The organism is Mycoplasma buteonis, assembly GCF_000733865.1.
Taxonomy (GTDB): Bacteria; Bacillota_I; Bacilli_A; order Mycoplasmatales; family Metamycoplasmataceae; genus Mycoplasmopsis; species Mycoplasmopsis buteonis.
This window is the reverse complement of the sequence record NZ_JPOK01000008.1, coordinates 51,697-73,287: the sequence shown is the minus strand read 5'-3', so window position 1 is coordinate 73,287 and position 21,591 is coordinate 51,697. Positions and strand designations below refer to the sequence as shown.

11 protein-coding genes are annotated in these 21,591 nt (G+C 26.9%); 10 read left to right on the top strand and 1 reads right to left on the bottom strand.

The genetic code is table 4. The features are described 5' to 3' along the window. Positions 1-9: 9 nt before the first annotated feature. A complete protein-coding gene (topA, locus tag EI91_RS02740; protein ID WP_036452840.1) occupies positions 10-1,881 on the bottom strand; it encodes a type I DNA topoisomerase in 1,872 nt (623 codons plus the stop codon). 196 nt (positions 1,882-2,077) lie between these two features. Between topA and rpsF the strand changes: the two genes are divergently transcribed. The 10 genes from rpsF (at position 2,078) to EI91_RS02690 (ending at position 21,493) form a co-directional block, all read left to right on the top strand. Beyond that, positions 2,078-2,482 carry a 30S ribosomal protein S6 gene (rpsF, locus tag EI91_RS02735; RefSeq protein WP_036452838.1) on the top strand — a complete coding sequence of 135 codons (405 nt, stop codon included), beginning with the start codon at positions 2,078-2,080 and terminating at the stop codon, positions 2,480-2,482. A 28-nt stretch (positions 2,483-2,510) separates the two neighbouring features. Further along, positions 2,511-3,065 carry a single-stranded DNA-binding protein gene (locus EI91_RS03545; protein WP_051789180.1) on the top strand — a complete coding sequence of 185 codons (555 nt, stop codon included), beginning with the start codon at positions 2,511-2,513 and terminating at the stop codon, positions 3,063-3,065. An 11-nt stretch (positions 3,066-3,076) separates the two neighbouring features. Beyond that, entirely contained in the window at positions 3,077-3,334 is a 258-nt protein-coding gene (gene rpsR / locus EI91_RS02725; protein WP_036452837.1) for a 30S ribosomal protein S18, read from the top strand. Between the two features lie 103 nt (positions 3,335-3,437). Continuing rightward, positions 3,438-4,220, top strand: a complete 783-nt coding sequence (locus EI91_RS02720) for a hypothetical protein (RefSeq protein WP_036452834.1) — start codon at positions 3,438-3,440, stop codon at positions 4,218-4,220. A gap of 38 nt (positions 4,221-4,258) precedes the next feature. Continuing rightward, on the top strand, positions 4,259-4,837 hold the full coding sequence (locus tag EI91_RS02715) for a thymidine kinase (protein WP_036452832.1): 579 nt from the start codon (positions 4,259-4,261) through the stop codon (positions 4,835-4,837). 117 nt (positions 4,838-4,954) lie between these two features. Continuing rightward, positions 4,955-6,313, top strand: a complete 1,359-nt coding sequence (locus tag EI91_RS02710) for a glycine--tRNA ligase (protein WP_425411717.1) — start codon at positions 4,955-4,957, stop codon at positions 6,311-6,313. A 41-nt stretch (positions 6,314-6,354) separates the two neighbouring features. Beyond that, positions 6,355-8,367, top strand: a complete 2,013-nt coding sequence (dnaG, locus tag EI91_RS03540) for a DNA primase (RefSeq protein WP_051789179.1) — start codon at positions 6,355-6,357, stop codon at positions 8,365-8,367. 2 nt (positions 8,368-8,369) lie between these two features. Beyond that, complete coding sequence (locus tag EI91_RS02700; protein ID WP_036452830.1) at positions 8,370-9,827, top strand: RNA polymerase sigma factor; 1,458 nt, start codon at positions 8,370-8,372, stop codon at positions 9,825-9,827. Positions 9,828-9,870: 43 nt separating this feature from the next. Beyond that, positions 9,871-10,650, top strand: a complete 780-nt coding sequence (locus EI91_RS02695) for a Nif3-like dinuclear metal center hexameric protein (protein ID WP_036452829.1) — start codon at positions 9,871-9,873, stop codon at positions 10,648-10,650. A 229-nt stretch (positions 10,651-10,879) separates the two neighbouring features. Next, a complete protein-coding gene (locus tag EI91_RS02690) occupies positions 10,880-21,493 on the top strand; it encodes an SGNH/GDSL hydrolase family protein (RefSeq protein WP_036452827.1) in 10,614 nt (3,537 codons plus the stop codon). Positions 21,494-21,591: the final 98 nt, after the last annotated feature.

Sequence of the window (21,591 nt, the reverse complement as noted above, 5' to 3'; positions counted from 1 at the left end):
AGAAGAAATTTACTCATCGTCTTCGTTTTGATTTGAACCATTTTCTTGTTCATTTACAATAGCTTTTTCTTCATCAGTTAAATTACGAGTAAATTTGCAACTTGGGAAGTTTTTACATCCAACAAATTTCTGACCTTTTTTATTGCTACGAATAAGTAATTGACCTTGGTCATTTTGACATGGTTCATCTACTTCGTATAGCTTGAATGTATATGGTTGAATTTTATCAGTTGCTGTTGCGTATTCTTCGTTAAATCTGACTCAAAAATCTTGCATAACCTTATTTTTGTCAAGCTGTGCTTCTGAAATTTGATCAAGCTCTTCTTCTACTTCTGCGGTATAACCTTCATTAATAATATTCGGGAAAGCAGCAATTAAGTTTTTTAATACAATCATCCCAAATTCAGTAGGTATAAGTTGATTTCCTTCGCGTTTAACGTAATTTCTTTCCTTAATAATCTTAACGGTAGTTGCGAAAGTTGAAGGGCGTCCAACTTTAATGTTATCTAAAGCTTCAATTAGTGAACCATCATTATAGCGTGGTGCTGGTTTTGTTTGATGATCTTCAAAAACAAATTCATCAACGGCTATAATTTGATTTTCTTGATAATCTGGATCTAAATCATCAATTTGCTTACCTGTAACCACATAGTAACCATCAAATTTAATACGGCTATATGAGTTTTTAAATACATATTTATCAGCTAAATATGTGTATGATTTAATTTCACGAATTGGTTGTTTAATCAATGCTTGTAAGGTTGTTTCGTAAATTAATTTATAAACTTTGTACTCACCTTCAGTCATTGCAGGATAAAGAGCTTTAGCACTTTCAGGATTTAATTCTATATTTGTTGGTCTAATTGCCTCGTGAGCATCTTGATCTCCACTGAAACCTTTGATTTCAGTAGCGACGTAATCTTTACCTCATTTTTTAATAATAAATTCTTGAGCTTCATCAACAAAAGTTTGGCTTAAACGTGTTGAGTCTGTTCTTGGGTAGCTAATAAGTCCACCTTCACCGTATCCTTCATAAAGCTTTTGAGCTGCAAATTGTGTTGATTGTGAACTTAAAGGGCTTTTACGATATAAAACAGCTTGTTTGAAAGGTAATACAGCACCTACAGTACGCGTTGTTACTTTCACTTCTGAAACTTTTAATTCTTTTGGTAATTTTTCAAAATCTTTTTTAATTGCATCTAATTGATTTTCGAAAATTCACTCTTTACGATCAGAAGGATTGTCTGCATTATAATAGTAAGCTAGAACTGGATTACTTGAAATTTTAGCGTGTAATTTAGAGTATTTTTCAGGAATAAAACTTTGAATTTCGTTTTCACGATCTACAACAAGTTTTAAAGCGATTGATTGTACTCTACCTGCACTTGGTGTTCCTGGTGTATTTTTAAGTTTTCCACGCATTAATTTACTTAATCTAAAACCAATAATTCGATCAAGCATGCGACGTGCTTTTTGTGCATTTATTAAAGAAAAATTTAACTCTCCAGCGTTTTCAATTGACTTTAAAATTGCATCCTTAGTAATTTCGTTGTATTTGATTCTTGAATATTTATCTTCTACTTTAAAATAACTAACTAAGTGTGAACCGATTGCCTCTCCCTCACGGTCAGGGTCAGTTGCAATATAAACGTGCTCTGCATTTTTGAGAGCTTTTTTAATTTCAGAAACTATTTTACGCTTAGTAGTATCAAGTTTATATTCAGGTTCTCAAGTTTCTAAGTTGATACCTAAAGCGTATTGTCCTGTGGTTTTCATTTTTAAAATGTGACCAACACTAGCCACAACATTATAATCTTTACCTAAGTATTTTTGAATTGTTTCGACCTTATTAGGTGACTCCACTATAACTAATTTGTTCATATGTATAAATATTACAACAATTTTTATAACAAAACTTGTTTTTAGTTTAAAAATTAACCTTTATTTTATAATAAATGAAAAACTATAAAATATACTATTAAAATAAAACAATTATGGTAATATAAATAAGAGTATCTAGAAATACTCCTTGGCTATTAAAAACTCAATAGCCCAGCAGAAGACCATAAGGAGAAAAATGATTAAATACGAAATTATGTCAATCGTTGATCCTAAAGCTGAAACATCAGTAGTTGAAAACTTACTTAAAGAAGTTTTTGGTGAAGGTGTTAAATCAGTTGAAAAATTAGAAAACAACGAATTAGCATACGAAATTAATAAATCAAAACACGGACAATATGTTTTAGCATTAGTTGAAGCAGAAGGTTCAAAAATCGCTGAATTTACACGTCGTTCAAACATTATCAAAGAAATTTGAAGAGTTTTAGTTATTAACCTTGATTCAGAAAAAGGATTAAACGCTAAACCTAAAAAACAATTCAACAAAAGAGAAGAAAGTTTCAAAAATTCACAAAAAAAACCATTCGTAAAACGTACTAACTCACAACCAAGAGTTAAAAAAGCTAGCGAATCACAAGAATAATTTTCTTTATTTAGAATAGGAGTTAAAAATGATTAATAATGTTGTTTTAGTAGGAAGATTAACAGCTACACCTACTGTAGCTTCAACTTCAAACGGTATTCCATATGTCAGATTTTCTATCGCAATTACACGTAGAAATAGTGGACAAAATCAAATTACAGATTTTATTAACTTAGTTGCTTGAAGAAATACTGCTGATTACATCGGACAATACGCAACAAAAGGTGCACTAGTAGCGGTTGAAGGTGAATTACATTCAAATGTTTACAACTCAACAGTAACAAATACACCAGTTCGTAATGTTGAAGTTTCTGTAACTAACTTCAGATTACTAGAATCACGTGAAGTAATGGAAAGCAGAAATAACACTACTAATAATTACAAACCAAATAATCAAAAAGGTTTCACTCCTAACTCTACCCAAAATAATGATATAAATACTGATTTTTCACAACTTCGTTCTGTTAAAACATCAGAAAATATTTTTGATGATTTAAACGAAGATACTCCAGAAGTTAAACATCAATTCGATTCACTTTTTAGTGAATTTGACGGTATTAAAGTTTCTGAAAGTGAAAAATAAAAGGAGATACAATGGCTTACATTAAACGTAAAAAAGCTTTTCAAGGAAGAAGAAAATTCTGTGAATTTTGTGAAAATGGAATGACATACGTTGATTACAAAAATGTTGAACTACTTAAAAAATATGTAACAGCAACAGGACAAATTAAAGCTAAAGCAACAACTGGAACATGTGCAAAACACCAAAGAAAAGTTGCTAACGCAATTAAAAGAGCAAGATTTGTTGCTTTAATGCCTTACTCAGTTGTTAGAGCACGTGTAAACAAATAATTATTCAATATAATAAATATTAAACGCACACTAGTGCGTTTTTTTATGCTTTTAGCTATAAATAGATATAATAAAAGTGAATTAACTCTAAAGAAGGGAAAATATGCAATACATTCAAAAAGAACATAAAAATTTAAAAGGTATTTTTAAATGAACTATTGGTGATTTAGTTTATATTGCTAAGACAAACGCTAAAAGTGGTTTTGCAAGCCGTTTTAATAGCATTTTTACAGCTTTAAAAAGTTATTTACAAGATTTAGCTAAACCAAAAAATAATTTTGACACTTTATTTATGTCAAACGAATATTCTTCAAAATATTTATATACTAAGCTTATTTTTGCTTTATTGCAGCTTGAAAAAGATCCTAAAAAATTACTAACAAATTTTAAAGACTTAATTAAGATAGAAATATTAGAATCTAGTGAAGAGATTTATGATGAAGCAATACTTCAAGAATTGGAATTAAAACATATTTTTGAAAATAAGTGCTATATTTATGGTTTAAACCAAAATGAAACTGCACAACTATTTTTCGATCGTAGTGTAAATCGTAAATTTGATTATACAAACTTAGAAAAAAATAAATTACAAGCTGGTATATTAGAATTCAAAGAAACTTTTAACGTTTACCTAAATGATTTACAAAATGCGATTGCTTCAAAGAACAAACTAGAAACTAAAAAAGAATTTCTTATCAAATATAATTCATTAAACATAACAATTGCTTTTGACGAACTATACTTTTTTGATTATATTTATTATGAAAAATGAGATAATTTCGATCAACTTAAACAAGATCACTGAGATATAATTGAGCAAAATAATTTAATTAAAGAAACTATTGCTGATTATAACGAAATTTTCAAAATCAAAGGATTTATTTAAAATGACAGTTATACTGTCATTTTTAGCAGGGAGAATTAATGTTTTATAAATCACCAACTGGATTTTTAGAAGTTATCACTGGACCTATGTTTGCTGGTAAAAGTGCCGAACTGATTAAAAGAATTACTATTTGAAAAATAGCAAAAGTTAATGCAGTTATTTTCAAACCAGCTTTTGATAATCGTTTCAAAGATGATGAAATAGTTTCTCGAACAGGTTCACACATTCAGGCTTATACAATCAATAATTCTAATGAAATTTGGAAATATATTAGCAAAGACACACAAGCTGTTGCTTTTGATGAAGTACAATTTTTTGATGAAAATGTTAGTAGAGAAATTTTAAAATTGGTCAATTTAGGAATTAAAGTAATTGTATCTGGACTTGATATGGATTATGAAGGTAAAACTTTTAGTGTTGTAACTGAACTTCTAGGACTTTGTGATTCAGCACTAAAATTAAAAGCAGTTTGTATGCAATGTCACGGACAAGCAAATATGTCATTTAGAAAGATTAATTCTAACAATAGACATCTTTTAGGTGATGATACATACGAAGCTCGTTGTAGAGAATGTCATCAAAAAGGAATGATTGAAAATCAAAAAACAGAAAAATAATTTTTTAGTGCTTAAAAATGGGTATTAAAAAATTATTTTTTTATTTTGATAAAATCAAATTTTAGTATATATCTAATTTTATTAGATATATAGTAAAAAAGTGATAAAATACATTGTATGCTTAATAATAAAGAAAAAATGCAAGAAATTGTTAATCATTTAAAAAACTCAGGATTTGTTTTTCAAGGTAGCGAAATTTATGGAGGGCTATCAAATACATGAGATTATGGTCCTTTAGGTTCACTACTTAAAGACAATATTTTAAAAGAATGAAAAAAAGAATTCATTTTTAAAGAAAAAAATAATTTTTTAATCGATTCAAAAATTTTAATGAATCCACAAGTTTGAGTAACTAGTGGTCATGTAGGAAATTTTTCTGATCCTTTAATTGAAAATAAAACTAATGGTAAAAGATATCGTGCAGACAAATTAATTCAAGAATTTGATCCAAATATTATTCCTGAAAAAATGACTTTTGAAGAAATGCATGACTTCGTTGTGAAAAATATTACTGAATACGAAGGTGCTAAAACTAATTGAACTGAAATTAAACAATTTAATTTAATGTTTGAAACACATCAAGGAGTTACTGAAGATTCAAAAGCCAAAGTTTATCTTCGTCCTGAAACTGCACAAGGTATTTTTGTTAATTTTAAAAACGTGCAAAGAACAGCTAGAGCAAAATTACCTTTTGGGATTGCCCAAGTAGGTAAAAGTTTTAGAAATGAAGTAACACCTGGAAACTTTATTTTTAGAACTAGAGAATTTGAACAAATGGAATTAGAATTTTTCACAAAACCAGAAGAAGCTAATGAGTGATTTAATTACTACATTCAAAAAGCATACAAATTTGTCTTAAAATTAGGTATTACTGAAGATAACATCCGTGTTAGAGCGCATGAAAAAGAAGAGTTATCACACTATTCAGATGCAACTAGTGATATTGAATTTCAATTCCCATTTGGTTGAGGTGAACTTTTAGGTGTTGCTAACCGTACAAATTATGATTTAACTTCACATATGAAAGCAACTGGTGAATCACTTGAATACTTAGATCCAAACACTAATCAAAAAATTATTCCATATGTAATTGAACCAAGTATTGGTTTAGATCGTCTTATGTTAGCTGTAATTTCTAATTGCTATAAAGTCGAACAAGTTGAAAACGAAGAAAGAATTGTTTTACAATTCCCACTTTCAATTGCACCATACAAAATCGCAATTTTACCTTTAGTCAAAAAACTAGGAGAAAAAGCAAACCAAATTTATGAAACTCTAATTGAACAAGGTATTTCAGTTACTTATGATGAAACTGGTTCAATTGGAAAACGTTACCGTCGTCAAGACGCAATCGGAACTTACTGATGTTTAACTGTAGATTACGATACATTAGAAGATAATTGTGTAACTTTAAGAAATCGTGATACTATGGAACAAATTAGAATCAGTATTGATGATATTAAAAAATACATTTAAGCAAATAAGCAAATAATCATAATAATTTAATTGAGGTTTAAATGAACCAAAATAATCTAAGAGAAATAATTCAAAATATTCAGCAAAATACTGATATTGTTGAAGTAATTTCTGAATACATTCCTTTAAACAAAAAGGGTAATAATTACTTAGGTCTTTGTCCTTTTCATCAAGATACTACTCCAAGCTTTACTGTTAGTCCACAAAAAAAGATTTTTAAATGTTTTGCTTGTGGAGTAAGCGGGAATGCAATTTCCTTTTTGATGAGACATAAAGGATTAAATTATTTTGAAGTTTTAGAAAAATTAGCAGAAAAATTAAATATCTCTTATGATTTTTCTAAACAAAAAGCAGATAATACTTTTCAGTACAATCCAGATCAAATTGAAATATTAGATACTTTAGAATTAACAAACAATTTTTACAAATCTCGTGTATTAATTAACCCTAAAGTTGTTACATATCTAACTGTACGCGACTTAGCAGATTCTCATATCAGAAATCATTTTGATATTGGTTTTGCTGGAGCAAATGAATTATTAACTTTTGCAGAAAATTCAGATTTAAGTGAAAAAAGATTAATTGATGCTGGTTTAATTAATTCTGACTTACATCAATTGTTTTTTAATCGGATTACTTTTGCAATTAGAAATCATTACGGTCAAATAGTCGGTTTTAGCGCACGTACTATTTCTCCTAACGAAAAAGCTAAATATGTTAATTCGCCAGAAACAGACTTATTTAAAAAATCAAAAATTTTATATAACTTTTACAATGCTAAAAATTCGATTGAAGAGAAAAAAGAAATAATTATTGTTGAAGGTTTTATGGATGTTATCGCTTTATATAAAGCAGGAATTGAAAATGCTGTTGCAATAATGGGAACAGCACTAACATCCGAACATATAAAAGAAATTAAAAATAACTCTGTTTTACTCTTTTTAGATAGCGATAATGCTGGTGTTTTAGCTACAATTCGATCTATTAAGGAACTTTTAAAACATAATAAAGAAGTAAATGTTGTAAATAATACATTTGGAAAAGATCCGGATGAAATATTGCAAAGTCAAGGTCCCGAAGCGTTAAAAAACCTTATAAGTAGTAAAACTTCTTCTGGTGTTGACTTTGTTTATCACAAAATTCTAGAAATTGCAAAAAATGAATTTTCTGAAAATGAAGAATATAAAAAAGTTGCATATATCAAAGATAAGTTTGAAAAGTTTTTTAGTTATATCCCTAACAAAGAAATTCAAAAAATTATCACAGAAAACATTCAATCTAAATATTCAATTACTTTAGATTTAAAAGAATTTGATCCTATCATGAATCAAATTCCTGATGTCCTAATTCCAATAGAAGATAAAAATGATGAATTATTCGCTAAAAATAAAGAAAATTTTATTAACACAAATTCTAAAACTTTAAGGCAAAAGATGTTTGGGAATGTAAATTATCCTTGATTAATTTATTTTTTAAAATCCAGATTAATTTATAATATTTTTTCTAGTAGTCCATTGTTAAAAAATGAAAAAACAGAAAATTGAATTGATTTTTTTGACGATGAAAAAGATGTTAAAGATATTTTAATAAATTTACAAAGTGAATATGATAAATTGGAAGATAATCAAGCAGAATTAGAATTTGAAGTACAAGATAAATTTTTAAAACAAGTTCGTGAAATTTTAATTAATTCTATTATTTCAGATCCTGTTTTTGAAAGAATAAGTAACCAAGAAGAATTAAAAGACGATTTATTAGAAGCTACTTGAAAATTATATTTAGAAACAATTAATAATAATCTATCTTATTTCCAATCTAATAATACAAAAGAAGATAGTGACCAAAATAAAACTAAAGCTCAAAAATGAGTACATATTAACTTGAATTCTCTAGTTACGCAAAAAATAAACAAATCTAAAGAAACAAATAAAGAATTATTAGAGAATGCTAATTATGAACAATTAGGAAGAATATATCGTAAAAATGAGTTATTATTGCGTAACAAAAATACAATTTTAACAAATAAAGAAGATGACGAAAAAGATAAGGAGTAATAATGGAAAATCGTTTTGAATCAATTATTATTTTTTTAAAAAATGAACTTAAGAAAGCTAAAAAAAATAATTTTTCACAAGAAGAAGTTTTTAAAATTTTAGACAAAAAACAACTAGAAGTTGATGAAGATAGCTTAGATGAATTCATGGAAGATTTAATTAATGCAAACATTATTCTAGATTCATTTGATTTTGGAGATGATGATTTTGTTGATGAATTAGAATTTGAATCAGAAGTTTCTAAAGCAAAAAAATCAAACAAAAAAGGTAAAAAAACTCAAGATGAGGAAATTAATCTTGACGATTTAGATGATTTAGAATCTGATGATGATTTTGGAGATGATGACGTTATTGATGATGATACTGATTATGAAAGTGAAGATTTCTTAAAACCTGATGATGACGAAACTATCGAAGATGAAGAAGAGGAAGACGAAGAGGACGATGAAGAAACTTTAAAAGAAGAAGATGACTTTTTTGGTGAAGATGACATTGATTTAAATTCTCTTTCTCTAGATTTTGATAGTGAAGTAGATTTTGCTGAACAAAAAGAAAAACAATCATTAACTAATAAACTTACCGAAACTAACGACATTGTTAAATGATACATGCGTTGAATTGGTAAATATGGTGAATTACTTTCAATTGAAGAAGAAAAAGAATTAGCTAAGCAAATGGAAAAAGGTGGTTTCCGTGGTAAAAGAGCACGTGATAAACTAATCCAAAGAAATTTACGTTTAGTTATTAATAACGCTAAAAAATACAAAAACAGAGGTCTTACTTTTATTGATTTAATTTCAGAAGGAAATGCTGGAATTTTAAAAGCTGTTCAAAAATATGATGTAAATAAAGGATTTAAATTCTCAACATATGCTACTTGATGAATTCGTCAGGCTATTACAAGAGCTGTTGCTGATCAAGCACGGACAATCAGGGTGCCAGTTCATATGGTCGAAACAATTAACAAGATTTCAAAAATCGAAAGAGAATTACAACAAGAACTAGGACAAGAACCTACTGACGAACAAATTGCAGAACGTTTTGGTGAAGGTTATACAGCTGATAAAGTTAGATACATTAGAAAAATTAATATTGATCCTATTTCACTTGATAAACAAGTTGGAAAAGAAAACGATTCAAGCTTTAGTGACTTTGTTAAAGATGAAAATATTATGTCTCCTGTTGAATTTGCTTCACAAGAAGAATTAGCAGAAATTTTACATGAAATTATTGAAGACACACTTGAAAATAAAGAAGATAAAGATTTAATTAGAAAACGTTTTGGAATTGGTTATGATGAAGATGGTAATCGTTACAAAGTTCACTCACTTGACCAATTAGCTGAAGAGCGTGGTGGTGTTTCTAAAGAACGTGTGCGTCAAATTGAAAATAAAATATTAAGAAAACTAAAAAATAACGCAAAACACGGTGCTAACTTAAAAGACTTTCTTAAAAACTAACTACTAGTTAGTTTTTTTATAAAATTAATATAAGAGGAAAATTATGACAGTTAGAAAATTTATTAAGTATTTAGATTCTATTTATCCATTAATAAATAAAGAAATTTGAGATCCAGCCGGTTTTTCAGTCAAACATAACCAGTCTGTTTTACTCACAGGCGTGATGCTAGCAATTGACGTGACAAACGAAGTTGTTTTAGATGCTATTAAAAATAATTGCAATGTTATACTTGTGCACCATCCATTTTTCTTTGAAGCAACTAAAGAAGCAGAGCAAGAAAAAGCACCTTATAAATTTCAAATTTGAGAATTATTAAAAAAACACAAGATTTTTGTATACGCAATGCACACAAACTATGATTGTGATGTTGAAGGAACCTCATATCAAATCGCAAAAGCTCTGGGTTTTGAAGAAAAAATTCAAAAAGATTCTCCAAAGTTTAGTGCTTTGGTAAATTGTAAAATTTCAGTTAATGAGCTTAAAAAAATTATTTCTCAAAAATTGAATATGCACTCATTTAGAACTAATATTAACAAAAATGACCTAGATCTTCCTATCAATAACTTTGCAATTTTAAGTGGCAGTGGCTATGTTGGACAAATTAATCAACTAGCAAGTCAAGGAATTAACTTGATTGTAAGTAGTGATTTTAAATGAAGTGACTGAATTAATTTTAATGAATTACAAATTAAAATTTTAGAGATCCCACATTTAGATGAACAAGTTTTTGCAACTCATTTATTCGAATTTTTAAGTGCTAAATTCCCGAAAGAACGTATTTTGAAACACTTAATTAAAGTCCCTTATTACAATTTAGATTAGGATACTTTTAGTCATTTATTGCTATTTTATAAAAGCAAAAATGAATAAATATCTTGTTAACATTAAAAGTTTATTTTTTATCATAAAAAAGTGGTAAAAAATAACTTTTTATAGTTAGCAAGCTTTTTTTATTGACACGTAAAAGCTGATTTTTTGATATCATTAATAAGATTTAATAAAAAGAACTATAAAAATTCAGAAAGGTTTAGCGTTTAGCTATAGATTGATTATGAAAAATAAAAGTAATTTAGCTCTTACAATTTTAGGAGCAATTGGAACTGCAGTAGTAGCCACTTCATGTGCTGCACCTGGTTCGTCAAAAGAAATCCAAACAGGAGACGCAGGAATTGATCCGAATTTTGATAAAGATAAAGCGGTAACTGAAAAATTACCAACTAACAAAGTAACTTCAGAAATTCCGCAAAATTCACAAGATAATAATTCTAACAATGATTTAGTTGTAAAGCCATTAGTTAAGAAAAAGTCAGATAAATTTATTGACACAGACCAAAAAGTAAATTATGTTGCGTTTGGTGATTCCATGACAGCAGGTTTTGATGGTTCACTTCCAGCTGACTACCCTGGAGAATTTAAAAATAATGAGGTTACAGGAGCTTCTTATCCAGCTTTTTTAGCAAAAATTTTAAATAAAGAAAAGAAATTAGCTAGCTTTGAAAACTACGCTATTAGTGGTGCCACTGCACTTGACTGAATTGAATTTTTACAAATTAATTCAGATTTTGAAAAACAAGATGTTAATGTGTTAAATAATTTATTTAATTTAAAAAATATTCCAGTTGCACAAATTAAAAATGATTTAGCAAATGCTAACTTAATTACATTTACACTAGGAGCTAATGACTTTTTCTATTTAATTTTTCAAGGTTTACAAAAAAGTAATTTATTCCAACTAATTGAGACACTTAACAGTGATGATCCATCTTATTCACAAATTGCTGTTTTAGCATCTAAAATTTACCAGGAAGCAATCCCGGAAGTTAAATCAAGATTAGCAACTTTAATTAGTAATCTAAAAGTACTCGCTCCAAAAGCGAATATTAATTTAATTAGTTACCCAACACCTTTTTTAGGTTTAAAACAAGTTTTAGACAATGCTTTCAAAAACTTAGTGGGTGATAGTTTAAAACTAAACATTTCAGATGAAATTATTGGTATTTTAAATGATAATTTACAAGAAGTGGCTAATAAATACGATATTAACTATGTTAACTTGTATAATCCTGAATACTGAAATAAAAATAATAAAAAATTAAGTAGCATTTTTATTGATATTCACCCAAATACTGTTGCTTACAAAAAAATGGCAATGGATTTATATTTAAAATTATCTAAATCAACTTTTGATTTAGATAAATATGGATTTTATGATTTTAACCAGAACTATTTAACTAGCGATGCAAAAACCATCGCATATCAATTAGCACCACAATACCAAGATCAATATATTTTGGGTAGAAATACTGATGATTACTTAGCTGATAAAAGCCAATTTGAACAGGATTTAGACATTTTACGTTCACCAAATAATTACTCAGTACGTTTAACTGAATTTATTGAAATTTTTAAACACATTCCTTTACAAGTAATTAAATTTGCACTACAAAATCCATTATATACTCAGCTAGATCCTGAGCATAAATTACAAAAATATTTATTTGAAGGACCTGAAAGTGATGCGATTGTAAAAGATTTTGTTGATCGCTTAATTGATACAAATGTATTCCAAGAAATTATTAATTCAATTCAAAGTAATTTACAAGAACAACAAGATAAAGCTAACTTAACTTTACAAAATGTAGTTAAAGCTTTCAAAGCAGCAGTATTTAAACCACAATTTTTATTCCAAATTATTAATGGACTAGCAAAAAGTAAATTAATTAACGAAGATAAAGAAGCTATTATCCAAATTATTGATGATATTTTAGTGAATGCTTTAAAAATTTATAGTCCTAAAATAGTCGACTTAGCAGTAAATCAACTAAGTGATTTTGTAACAAGTAAAACTGAACTTACAAAAGAAGAACTAGAAACTCTTTTACAAGATTTATTTAAAATTGAAAACAATGAATTTGTAAATCTTGATGTTAAAAAATTAGCAAATGCTTTTGCATCAGCTTTTGTTAATAAATCAAAAAGTTTCGAAAACGTCACTAATGCTACCGAATTTATTAATGCTTTAATTTTAAGTGATGAGCCAGAATCTGAATCACAGCTCGATTTAACATTTATTACTCAGATTGCTGAAAGCGTACAAAGTTTTGCATCAACATTATTGCAAAATCCAAAAGTGAGAAATAACATTATTGCTTTAATTACTAAAGCTTTAATTAGCAAAAAAATAATTTCACAAGAACACCAAAACAAAGCAAATCATTTAATTACCAGGTTATTTGATGAATTAACAAACGTAAATGAAGGTAAGTTATTAAAAGAACTAACAAATAACTTAGTTAAAGAATTCTTTACCTTATTACCAAGTGGTGATTTAAATGATTTAACAACACTTGCTGGTCAAGCTGTTAAGAATGTACTTATTGATTTCTTTAAAAATAAAGAAAATACTATTAATTTAATTAAAGTATTTTCCAGAGGAATTACAAATGAGCAAACACAAGATCAGATTAATGATAATAAAGAGATTATTAAAGAGATAGTAAATAGTTTATTATCTAACAGTGATATTAATCTTAGTCTTATTATTACAGCAGCTCTTGATGAAGGTAGTCAAAAGTTCATTGATGAATACTTAGGAATGGATAATTTTAGCAAAATTTTAAGTGAGCTAACTAGCAATCCAAATGTAGCTCAGTTAGTAAATAAAGTTGTTACTCAAGTTATTGATAAAATTGATTTAATAGCAACTGAAGCTGAAAACATCAATGAATTGCAAGACTTAGCAAAAATTATTTTAACTAAACTTGACATTAACGACTTAAAAACACAACTTAATAACTTAATTGATTCATTACTTGCAAATGATAATTTCAAAGATGCTTTAGCAAAAATTATTGATAATTATTTAAATACTTTAAATCTTGAAATTGAATCTCAAAGTCAAAGCAACCTTGCTAAAGATATAGCAAATGACTTGGGTTCAATTTTACACCAGTTAGATCTTTGACAACCTTCATTAGACATTTTATATAATGCTTTTGAGCAAGCTAAAAGCAAAAATTCTACTGATGAATATTTAGCTGTTTTTAAAGCTATTCCAAATCAAATTTTAGAGCTACTTAAAGAGAAATATCAAGACAATTATTTGGAATTAATTAAAAACATTATTTCACGTCCTTTATTTCAAAATAACCAACAAGTATGAGCAAAAGTACTAACTAAATTGTTTGTTAAATTAGCTCATTCAAACTACATCGAAGAACTTCTTGTAACCAATTTACGTCCTGAGCTTGAAAAACTTCAAATATATGTAGATGCTGATGAAATAGAAGCAATTGTAAAAGAATTTATTCGTAGCGATGAATTTATTAGCGTTGGTGAAAAATTCATTTCTAGCCTTCTTAGTGATACTAATTGAACAAGTGATTTAGCCAATAAGTCAATTATCGATGTTTTTACTTACTTTTGAAACAAAACAAAATTTAAAAATGATTTATTAAATGAAATTAAACCATTTATTAAAAGAGTTATTAATGAGCAAAACTTTAAAAATTCATTATTAAAAGTTTTAGATTATGCTGCTAAGAAAAATGAATTTAATTTAGATTTAGAACATTACCAAGCACAGGCAGAGTTTATTTTAGCAACTAGCTTAGCAAAATTACAAAGCACTGGATTTTTAAATAACTTAATTGATACCATATTTGCTAGATTGCAAGCTGCAGAAGATTTAACTCAAATACCTAGTGAATTATTAACCGAAGTATCTAACTGAGCTAAAGGTTTAGATTTTAATGATTTAGCAAATAATTTAGTTATTTCAGCAAGTTCATTAAACGAAGAACAACAAGATAAACTAGCTGATTACTTAGGATTTTTAGTTGAACAAGTTACAAAATACAAAGATTTTGAAACTTGAATTAATTACATTGATCTATCAAATACTTTTATTGGAGATCAAAATCAAGCAGTTAAAAACCTTATTTTAGCAACTTTAAAAGATGAAGAATTTGTTAAGTTAACTAAAAAAACTATTAAATATTTAATTAATAATAAAGTTGAATTTAACTTTGCACTTTTATCTGACATAGTTTTAAATGCTTTAAAAAATGAAAATTACTTCTTAGGAATTAAAGACTCGCTTGTTAAATTAATTAACAGTCATTTAATTAGTGAGCAAAATATCGATTTAATTAGTAATTTAACAATCAAATATCTTGCAACTAATTCTCTTGCAAATCAGCTATTTGATAAGATTTCCATTGACAGTCAAGTCAAATTATTAAGTAATATTCTAAAATCTAACTGAAGTTTAATTCAACAGCTAGATTTAGTTAACTTAATTACTGTTGCAGTAGCAGAATTTAGCAAAGATAGTCAAGCTAATAATTGAAGTGACTTATTAAATAAAATTACCGATAAAATAAAAGAAAAAGTTGCTACATTAGATATTAATAAGTTAGTAATTCAATCATTAAATAATTTATTTAATAGTAAAGAAAATCTAAATGACACAGATTGAGATGCAATTAAACAACTTTTAAATAACGCCATAACTTTCTTTGACAATAACGAAGAGCAAGTTACTTTATTACTTACAAAATTACCTAGTGAAATTCACGATAAAATCAATGAAATTTTATCTGATAGTCAATTATTAGAACTTGTTAAATTTGTGCTTAAAAATAATGACTTTAAAGCATTATTTGACAAACTAATAGCTAATGCTATTAATAACGTTAAAACAGAAAATTCAATTAATTTAAATTCTTATTTTGATTTAGTTAAGTTATTATTTAAAAACTTTGATTGATCTACAAATCAAGAACAAATTAAAAACCTTATCACTAACTTATTAGATAATCAAAATATTAAGGATATCTTAGCAAATACACTTAATAAATTAGTAAAAACTCAATTTAGTGATTTTGCTACCCAAAACGCTAATGAACTAGAAAAATTTACAGGCGATATAGCAAAAAATATTAACACCTTATTGAATGAACTTAATTTAAAAGATGTATTAATTAATGCTTTAACTTCATATTTAGATAAAATTTTTCAACAAAATAGCTTTAGTGATACAATAGAAGATTTTGCTGCTCATTTACTAACAAAAGTTAAAGCTGTTTACTTAAACAGTAATAATGAGCTTAATAAAGCTAAATTAATGTCTGATTTTAAAATTCTTTTAAAATCACCAATAGTAAATGATAATTTACCATTAATCAAAAACTTTATTAAATATCTAATTAGCCAAGAAAATGTTCAAAACTGACTAAAAACAGCTATAGCTACTTCTATGAATCAGTTATATGAAGCTAACAGTGAAATTCAAAAATGAGTAGATAAAGATGAATTTAGCAACTTAGCAACAGTTATTTTTGATAGTAAAAACTTAACCAACTTAACAAGTAGCTTAATTAATCATTTAATTGATAATTTTGAATTATTAAAAACAGCTATTGAAAGTGATTCACCAGACTACGCACAGCTAAGTTTTGACTTAGTTAAAGCTAATAATTACACAAAAAATAACTCTCAATTAATTAGTGGTGCAATTTTAGAGTTAATTAAAAACAAAAAACTTGATAAAAGCTTAAATAAGATAATTAATAAGATACTAAAAGATAAAAATCTTATTGAGAGTGATTTACCAGAGGAGTTTGCAAGCTCTGCTCGTCAGTCATTAATTGCTGTTTTAACAAGCAATAGTTCTAATTTAATGCTCAATCAACTTTTAAATATCTTTAATGAAGCTCTTGGTGATGAACAAGTAAATAACTGAGCACAGCTACTTGAAAAAATAACACCAAAATTAATTAATGTTTTCGATTTCAAAGATTACAAAAATATTAAGTTACTTTTAAATCTTCCAATTTGAAATGAACAAAACAAAGATATCCTCACCCAAATAGTTAAAAACATTTTCAAAAATTACTTAACAACCGAAAAAGTTAATAACCTTATTGATGCACAAGATTTTACTGCTGTTATTAATAAGCTAGGAGCTGTAGGTCTTACTGAAGAAAAATTAAAAGATTTTATTAAAAAACAATATGCAAATCAAGACTTGCAAAACATAATTAAAGAATCAATTAATATTTTTGTTACTCAGTTAACTACTGAAAATAATCTTTTAGCTGCAGCTAATAGTTATAATGATTTAACAAAAGTTGTATTTAGTAATCAAGATTTTGTTGTTAAAATTAGAGATTACTTTAACAAGCTTGTTAGTGATATTATTGGTGATTCTGAATTCCAAAACCAAATCGCAACCAAATTGACTGAAATTTTTAAAGACCCAGCATACAACCAATTCTTTAATGGAATTGAAAGTGTAGAGCTAGAGAAATTAGCTAAAAATATTATTGGTTTATATAATGAAATCAATCCAGTTTTAAATCTTTCACAAACTGTTTTTGATGCTTTAATTAATCAATTACAAAACAATGGATATCAGTTAGAAATTACTTCTATTACTTCAAGTGTTGCACAAGCTCTTAAAAATGGTTTAAATTTAACTAGTGACAATTCTAAAATTATTGAGCTAATTAAAGTGTTTGCTAAGAGCAATCTTTTCGAGCAAAATAAAGCTACAATTTTAACAATTTTAGATAACGTTTATAAATTAATTGATACACCTGAAAATGCAGCTAAATTATTAAACACTCTAAGTCAATCAGTTAAAGAGCAAATTACCAAATTCATTAGCTGAGATAAATTTAATAGTTTTGCTAGTGAAGTGATAGGTTCACAAGAATTTAAAAACGTCTTTTTAGCGACAGCTAAAAGTATTATTAATCATTCGCAAGAATATCAAGACATCGAGAATCTTAATGATGTAATTAAAATTACACTCAAAAACTTAGATTTTACACAGTTAAAAGATTCACTTTTAAAACTTGTTAATTTAATAATTAAAAATCACAATAGTGAACAAATTATTAAATCAGCACTAGAAACAACACTACAAACTTACCAAGTTAATACAAGCGAAGATAAGGTTCAAAACTTTTTAAATGACTTATCACATGATTTAACCGGATTTATTAGTAACTTAGATTTTCTTACAGAAATTGTAGAATCAATTTTTAACCAAATTAAAGAAGCTCAAGAAAATGATTCTGACTTGCTTAGTGTCTTTAGCAAAATACCAGCTACTGTTAAAACAATCATTGAAAATCACTATGGTAATAACTTATTAAACTTTATTAATCAAATTTACCAACTTCCAGCTATTCAAAATCATAAAGAAGCTTTAAAACAAGTATTAATTGAGTTAATTAAAGGATTATACAATACCAAAACCGAGCAATCAAATCAATTACTTGATTGAATTAAAGCTCCAATTAACAAAATTAACTCAAAGGTTTTTGATTTAAATACAAAAGAATTATTAACTAACTTTATTAATGAAGTTCTTGCAAAAGACGATGTATATAATGTGTTAGATCCGTTACTAACAAGAGCTCTAGAAGAACAAAACCTTGATTATTTAGGTAAAATGTCCCAACCATTTGCCTTTGCTAAATACTTAATTAATAATGAAAAACTAATTACAAGTTTAAAACCAAAACTTAAAGAAACAATTCTGAAGCTAGCTGATACAACAACTTATCAAAGCGTTTCTCCATTTGTAACTAATATTATTTTTAATGTATTAAAAATTTATCACTTAGATGAAGAACTTAACACTATTACTGATAAAGAATTATTAATTAAAGATGTACTTAAAAACTTAGCAACATTATTAAATAACACTAATATTTATGAATTAGTTTATGATGCTATTACAGAGTCAATTTCACAAGCAAATGATGAAACTGAGTTTACATCTCTATTAGCAACAAAAGTAATTAAGAATTTAGATTTAGCAAATAATTATAGTATAGTAAAAGAACTTATTAAAGCGTCTACATCAGTAACGCAACACAAGGAAAACTGAATTGAATTTAGTAATCATCTTGTACATAACTTTTTAAACAATAATGAGCATAGACAATCCTTAATTAATAAAATTGACTTGAGCTTACTTGCAGCTAAATTAGGATTAGAATCAAACCAAATTACTCAGTTAATTGATAAAATTCTTGTTTTACCAGAATTTGAAACTTTATTTAATGATTCAATCAATCATTTCTTTACTAATGCTAGCGATCTTGTAAGTCCAAATTCATATGATGAGCTAATCAAAGCATTTGTCCAAAACAGTGAATTTCAAAATAAAATTGTTGAAGATATTTTAAGATTGATAGATCAAGTAACTAATGATTCAAGCATAACTAACTTAATTGCAAAAATTCTTTACACCCAAATCAAAGCATCTAACTTTAGTTTCCTTTTAAACGATATTTCTGAGGAAAATGCACTAGCAATGCTATCTGATGGGTACGGAATTCTTAAACAATTAGATTCACAAATTCCATTTATTAATGATGCTCTAACAACATTAATCAAGCAAGTTGCTGCTAACGGAAAAAATATTGATTTTACTGCTATTACTAGTCAAATAACAGAAAAATTCAGTGAATTTTTCAAAAACAAAAATATTAAGCAAATTGAAAAAGATATTTTTAGTCTAATTAAGGTAATGTTAGCTGAAGATGGAAAACTTAACCAACATAAAGCGACGGTTAAAACCTTATTACACAACCTGGTTAATTATTTTGTTCATAATTATGATTTTGGTCAAATTATTTGAGATGCAATCCCTAGTGCAAGTCAGCAATTTATTTTAGATAATTTTGTTGATAATACTAGCGATAATGGACAAAATACATTTGTTAATATAGTTAATGATTTTATTAGAGTAAACTATTTATCTAATATCATTAACCATTTTAGTGATTATCTTTTAGATCAATCTAATGATTGAAAAGCTGCAACTAATTTAAGAGAGTTGCTCGCTAAATACTTAAAAGACACAGTAAGACAAAATGATTTTAAAGCTAACTTTAAACAATTTATCTTAGGTGCAGTTAAATCAGATTCATTTAAAACAAATACAAAATACGTAATTAACAAGTTCTTTAAATTCTTAGGTGTTAATATTACTAGTGAAATTAGCGACTATATTAATGTTTTAGTTGAAGGTTTAGGAAAAGGAATTGATGATTTAGGTATTCTAGATAACTTAATCCAAACTTTAATCAATTTAATTAATCAACCTGAAATGACAATCGAAGAGCTAACAAATTATTTAAAAAATAATCTTATTAGTTCTTTAAAACTAACTGATTATGCAACATTTAAAAAATTCTTAACTAACGATTTAATAATTAATCATAAGACAGTTGTAAAACGAATCTTACTTGATATTATTAGTAAATTCTTGACACAAAAAGATAAATTAACTAAGATTATTCATGATTTAAACATTGCTCGTGCTTTACTTGGTGAAGCTGATGAAGAAAGTTATAATAGTGTTAACCTAGCTTTAGTCGAAGCATTAAATAACACTAAATTAAATAGAATTTTAGAAATTGTAATTGAAGATATTTTAAGTAGAAATAATGAATACTTAAAACAAAATAGCTGATATGGAGCTTTAAATGTTTTACTAAACAAACCAAAAGATTCTTCTGTTGATGCACTAAAAACCAACTTACAAGGTTGAATTACTGATGTGCTAAACTCTTCTAATAGTTTTTATCACGGAATAGCGCGTGTTATGATTGCTAAAATGAATAACTCTGGTATGAAATTATCAATTACAAAAGATGAAGAGCTATTTACTAAAGTAATCGAAGGTGCTTTTAAGGCTGTTGCAAGTTCAAAACAATTCAAAACTATTTTTGATAATATTTATAGCAATTTAGCTAAAACTGATTTTACAAAAGTTAGTGATCCAGCAGCTAAATTTAACTCAGCAATGATTGATGGTGTCAAATCAATTATTATGGTTGATAATAGTAAAACCGAAATTTCATTAGATAAATTATTAAACCAACAAGACTTACTCAAAGCTATTATCGAAAAAATTGGATATAAAAATTATGTTCAATTTATTAACCGTTTATTTGAAGCTTCAACTTTCAAATACATTTCAACTAACAACGGAAATAGTGGACATATTGTCGAGGAAGAAACTACTGGAATTTATAAACTATTTATTTCATTCATTAAACAAGATACTTCTAATACTAGCGTTAAATTTGACGTTAATATCTTTAATGTTGTTTCAAAAGCCGAAAGTTTCTTTAAAATATTCTTTAAACCAATTTACCAAGAATTATTTAGAAAAATAACAAACAACGAGTATTCAAGACAATATTTAACAACTTATAAAATGACAGATGAATACCGTGCTTTATTTAGAATTTATACAACATTACTTTGAGCAATTGGTTCAAGTTTAGGATATAACAGTTCAAAATTCTGAAATAGTTTTGGAATTGATGCTCAAGCTATTATTAACCGTGGTGCAAGTGCAGCCTTCGATGAAGCACGTAACGCTACTCCTAAATTTAATGAATTTTTAGGAACATGAAAAAAGGTTATGGGTGCAACTTACCGCGGATGATACAACGATGAATTTATCCAAGGAAATCGTAGTGCAAGTACCTACAACAGTAATTACTGAGCCGATCAACTACTTGCTTATGTTTACTACATGAAGAACACAAAAGATCGTCATTCAAACAAAACAAAAGCAGACGTTTTACTTAACGCTTTAAAAAATGGATGGTTAAAATCACCTCAGTAATATTTAAAAAGACAGTCTTTTGCTGTCTTTTTCTTTTAATTTTTAAATTTCAATATTTGGATGCTAATATGAAAATATTTACCATATTTAGGCAGAAA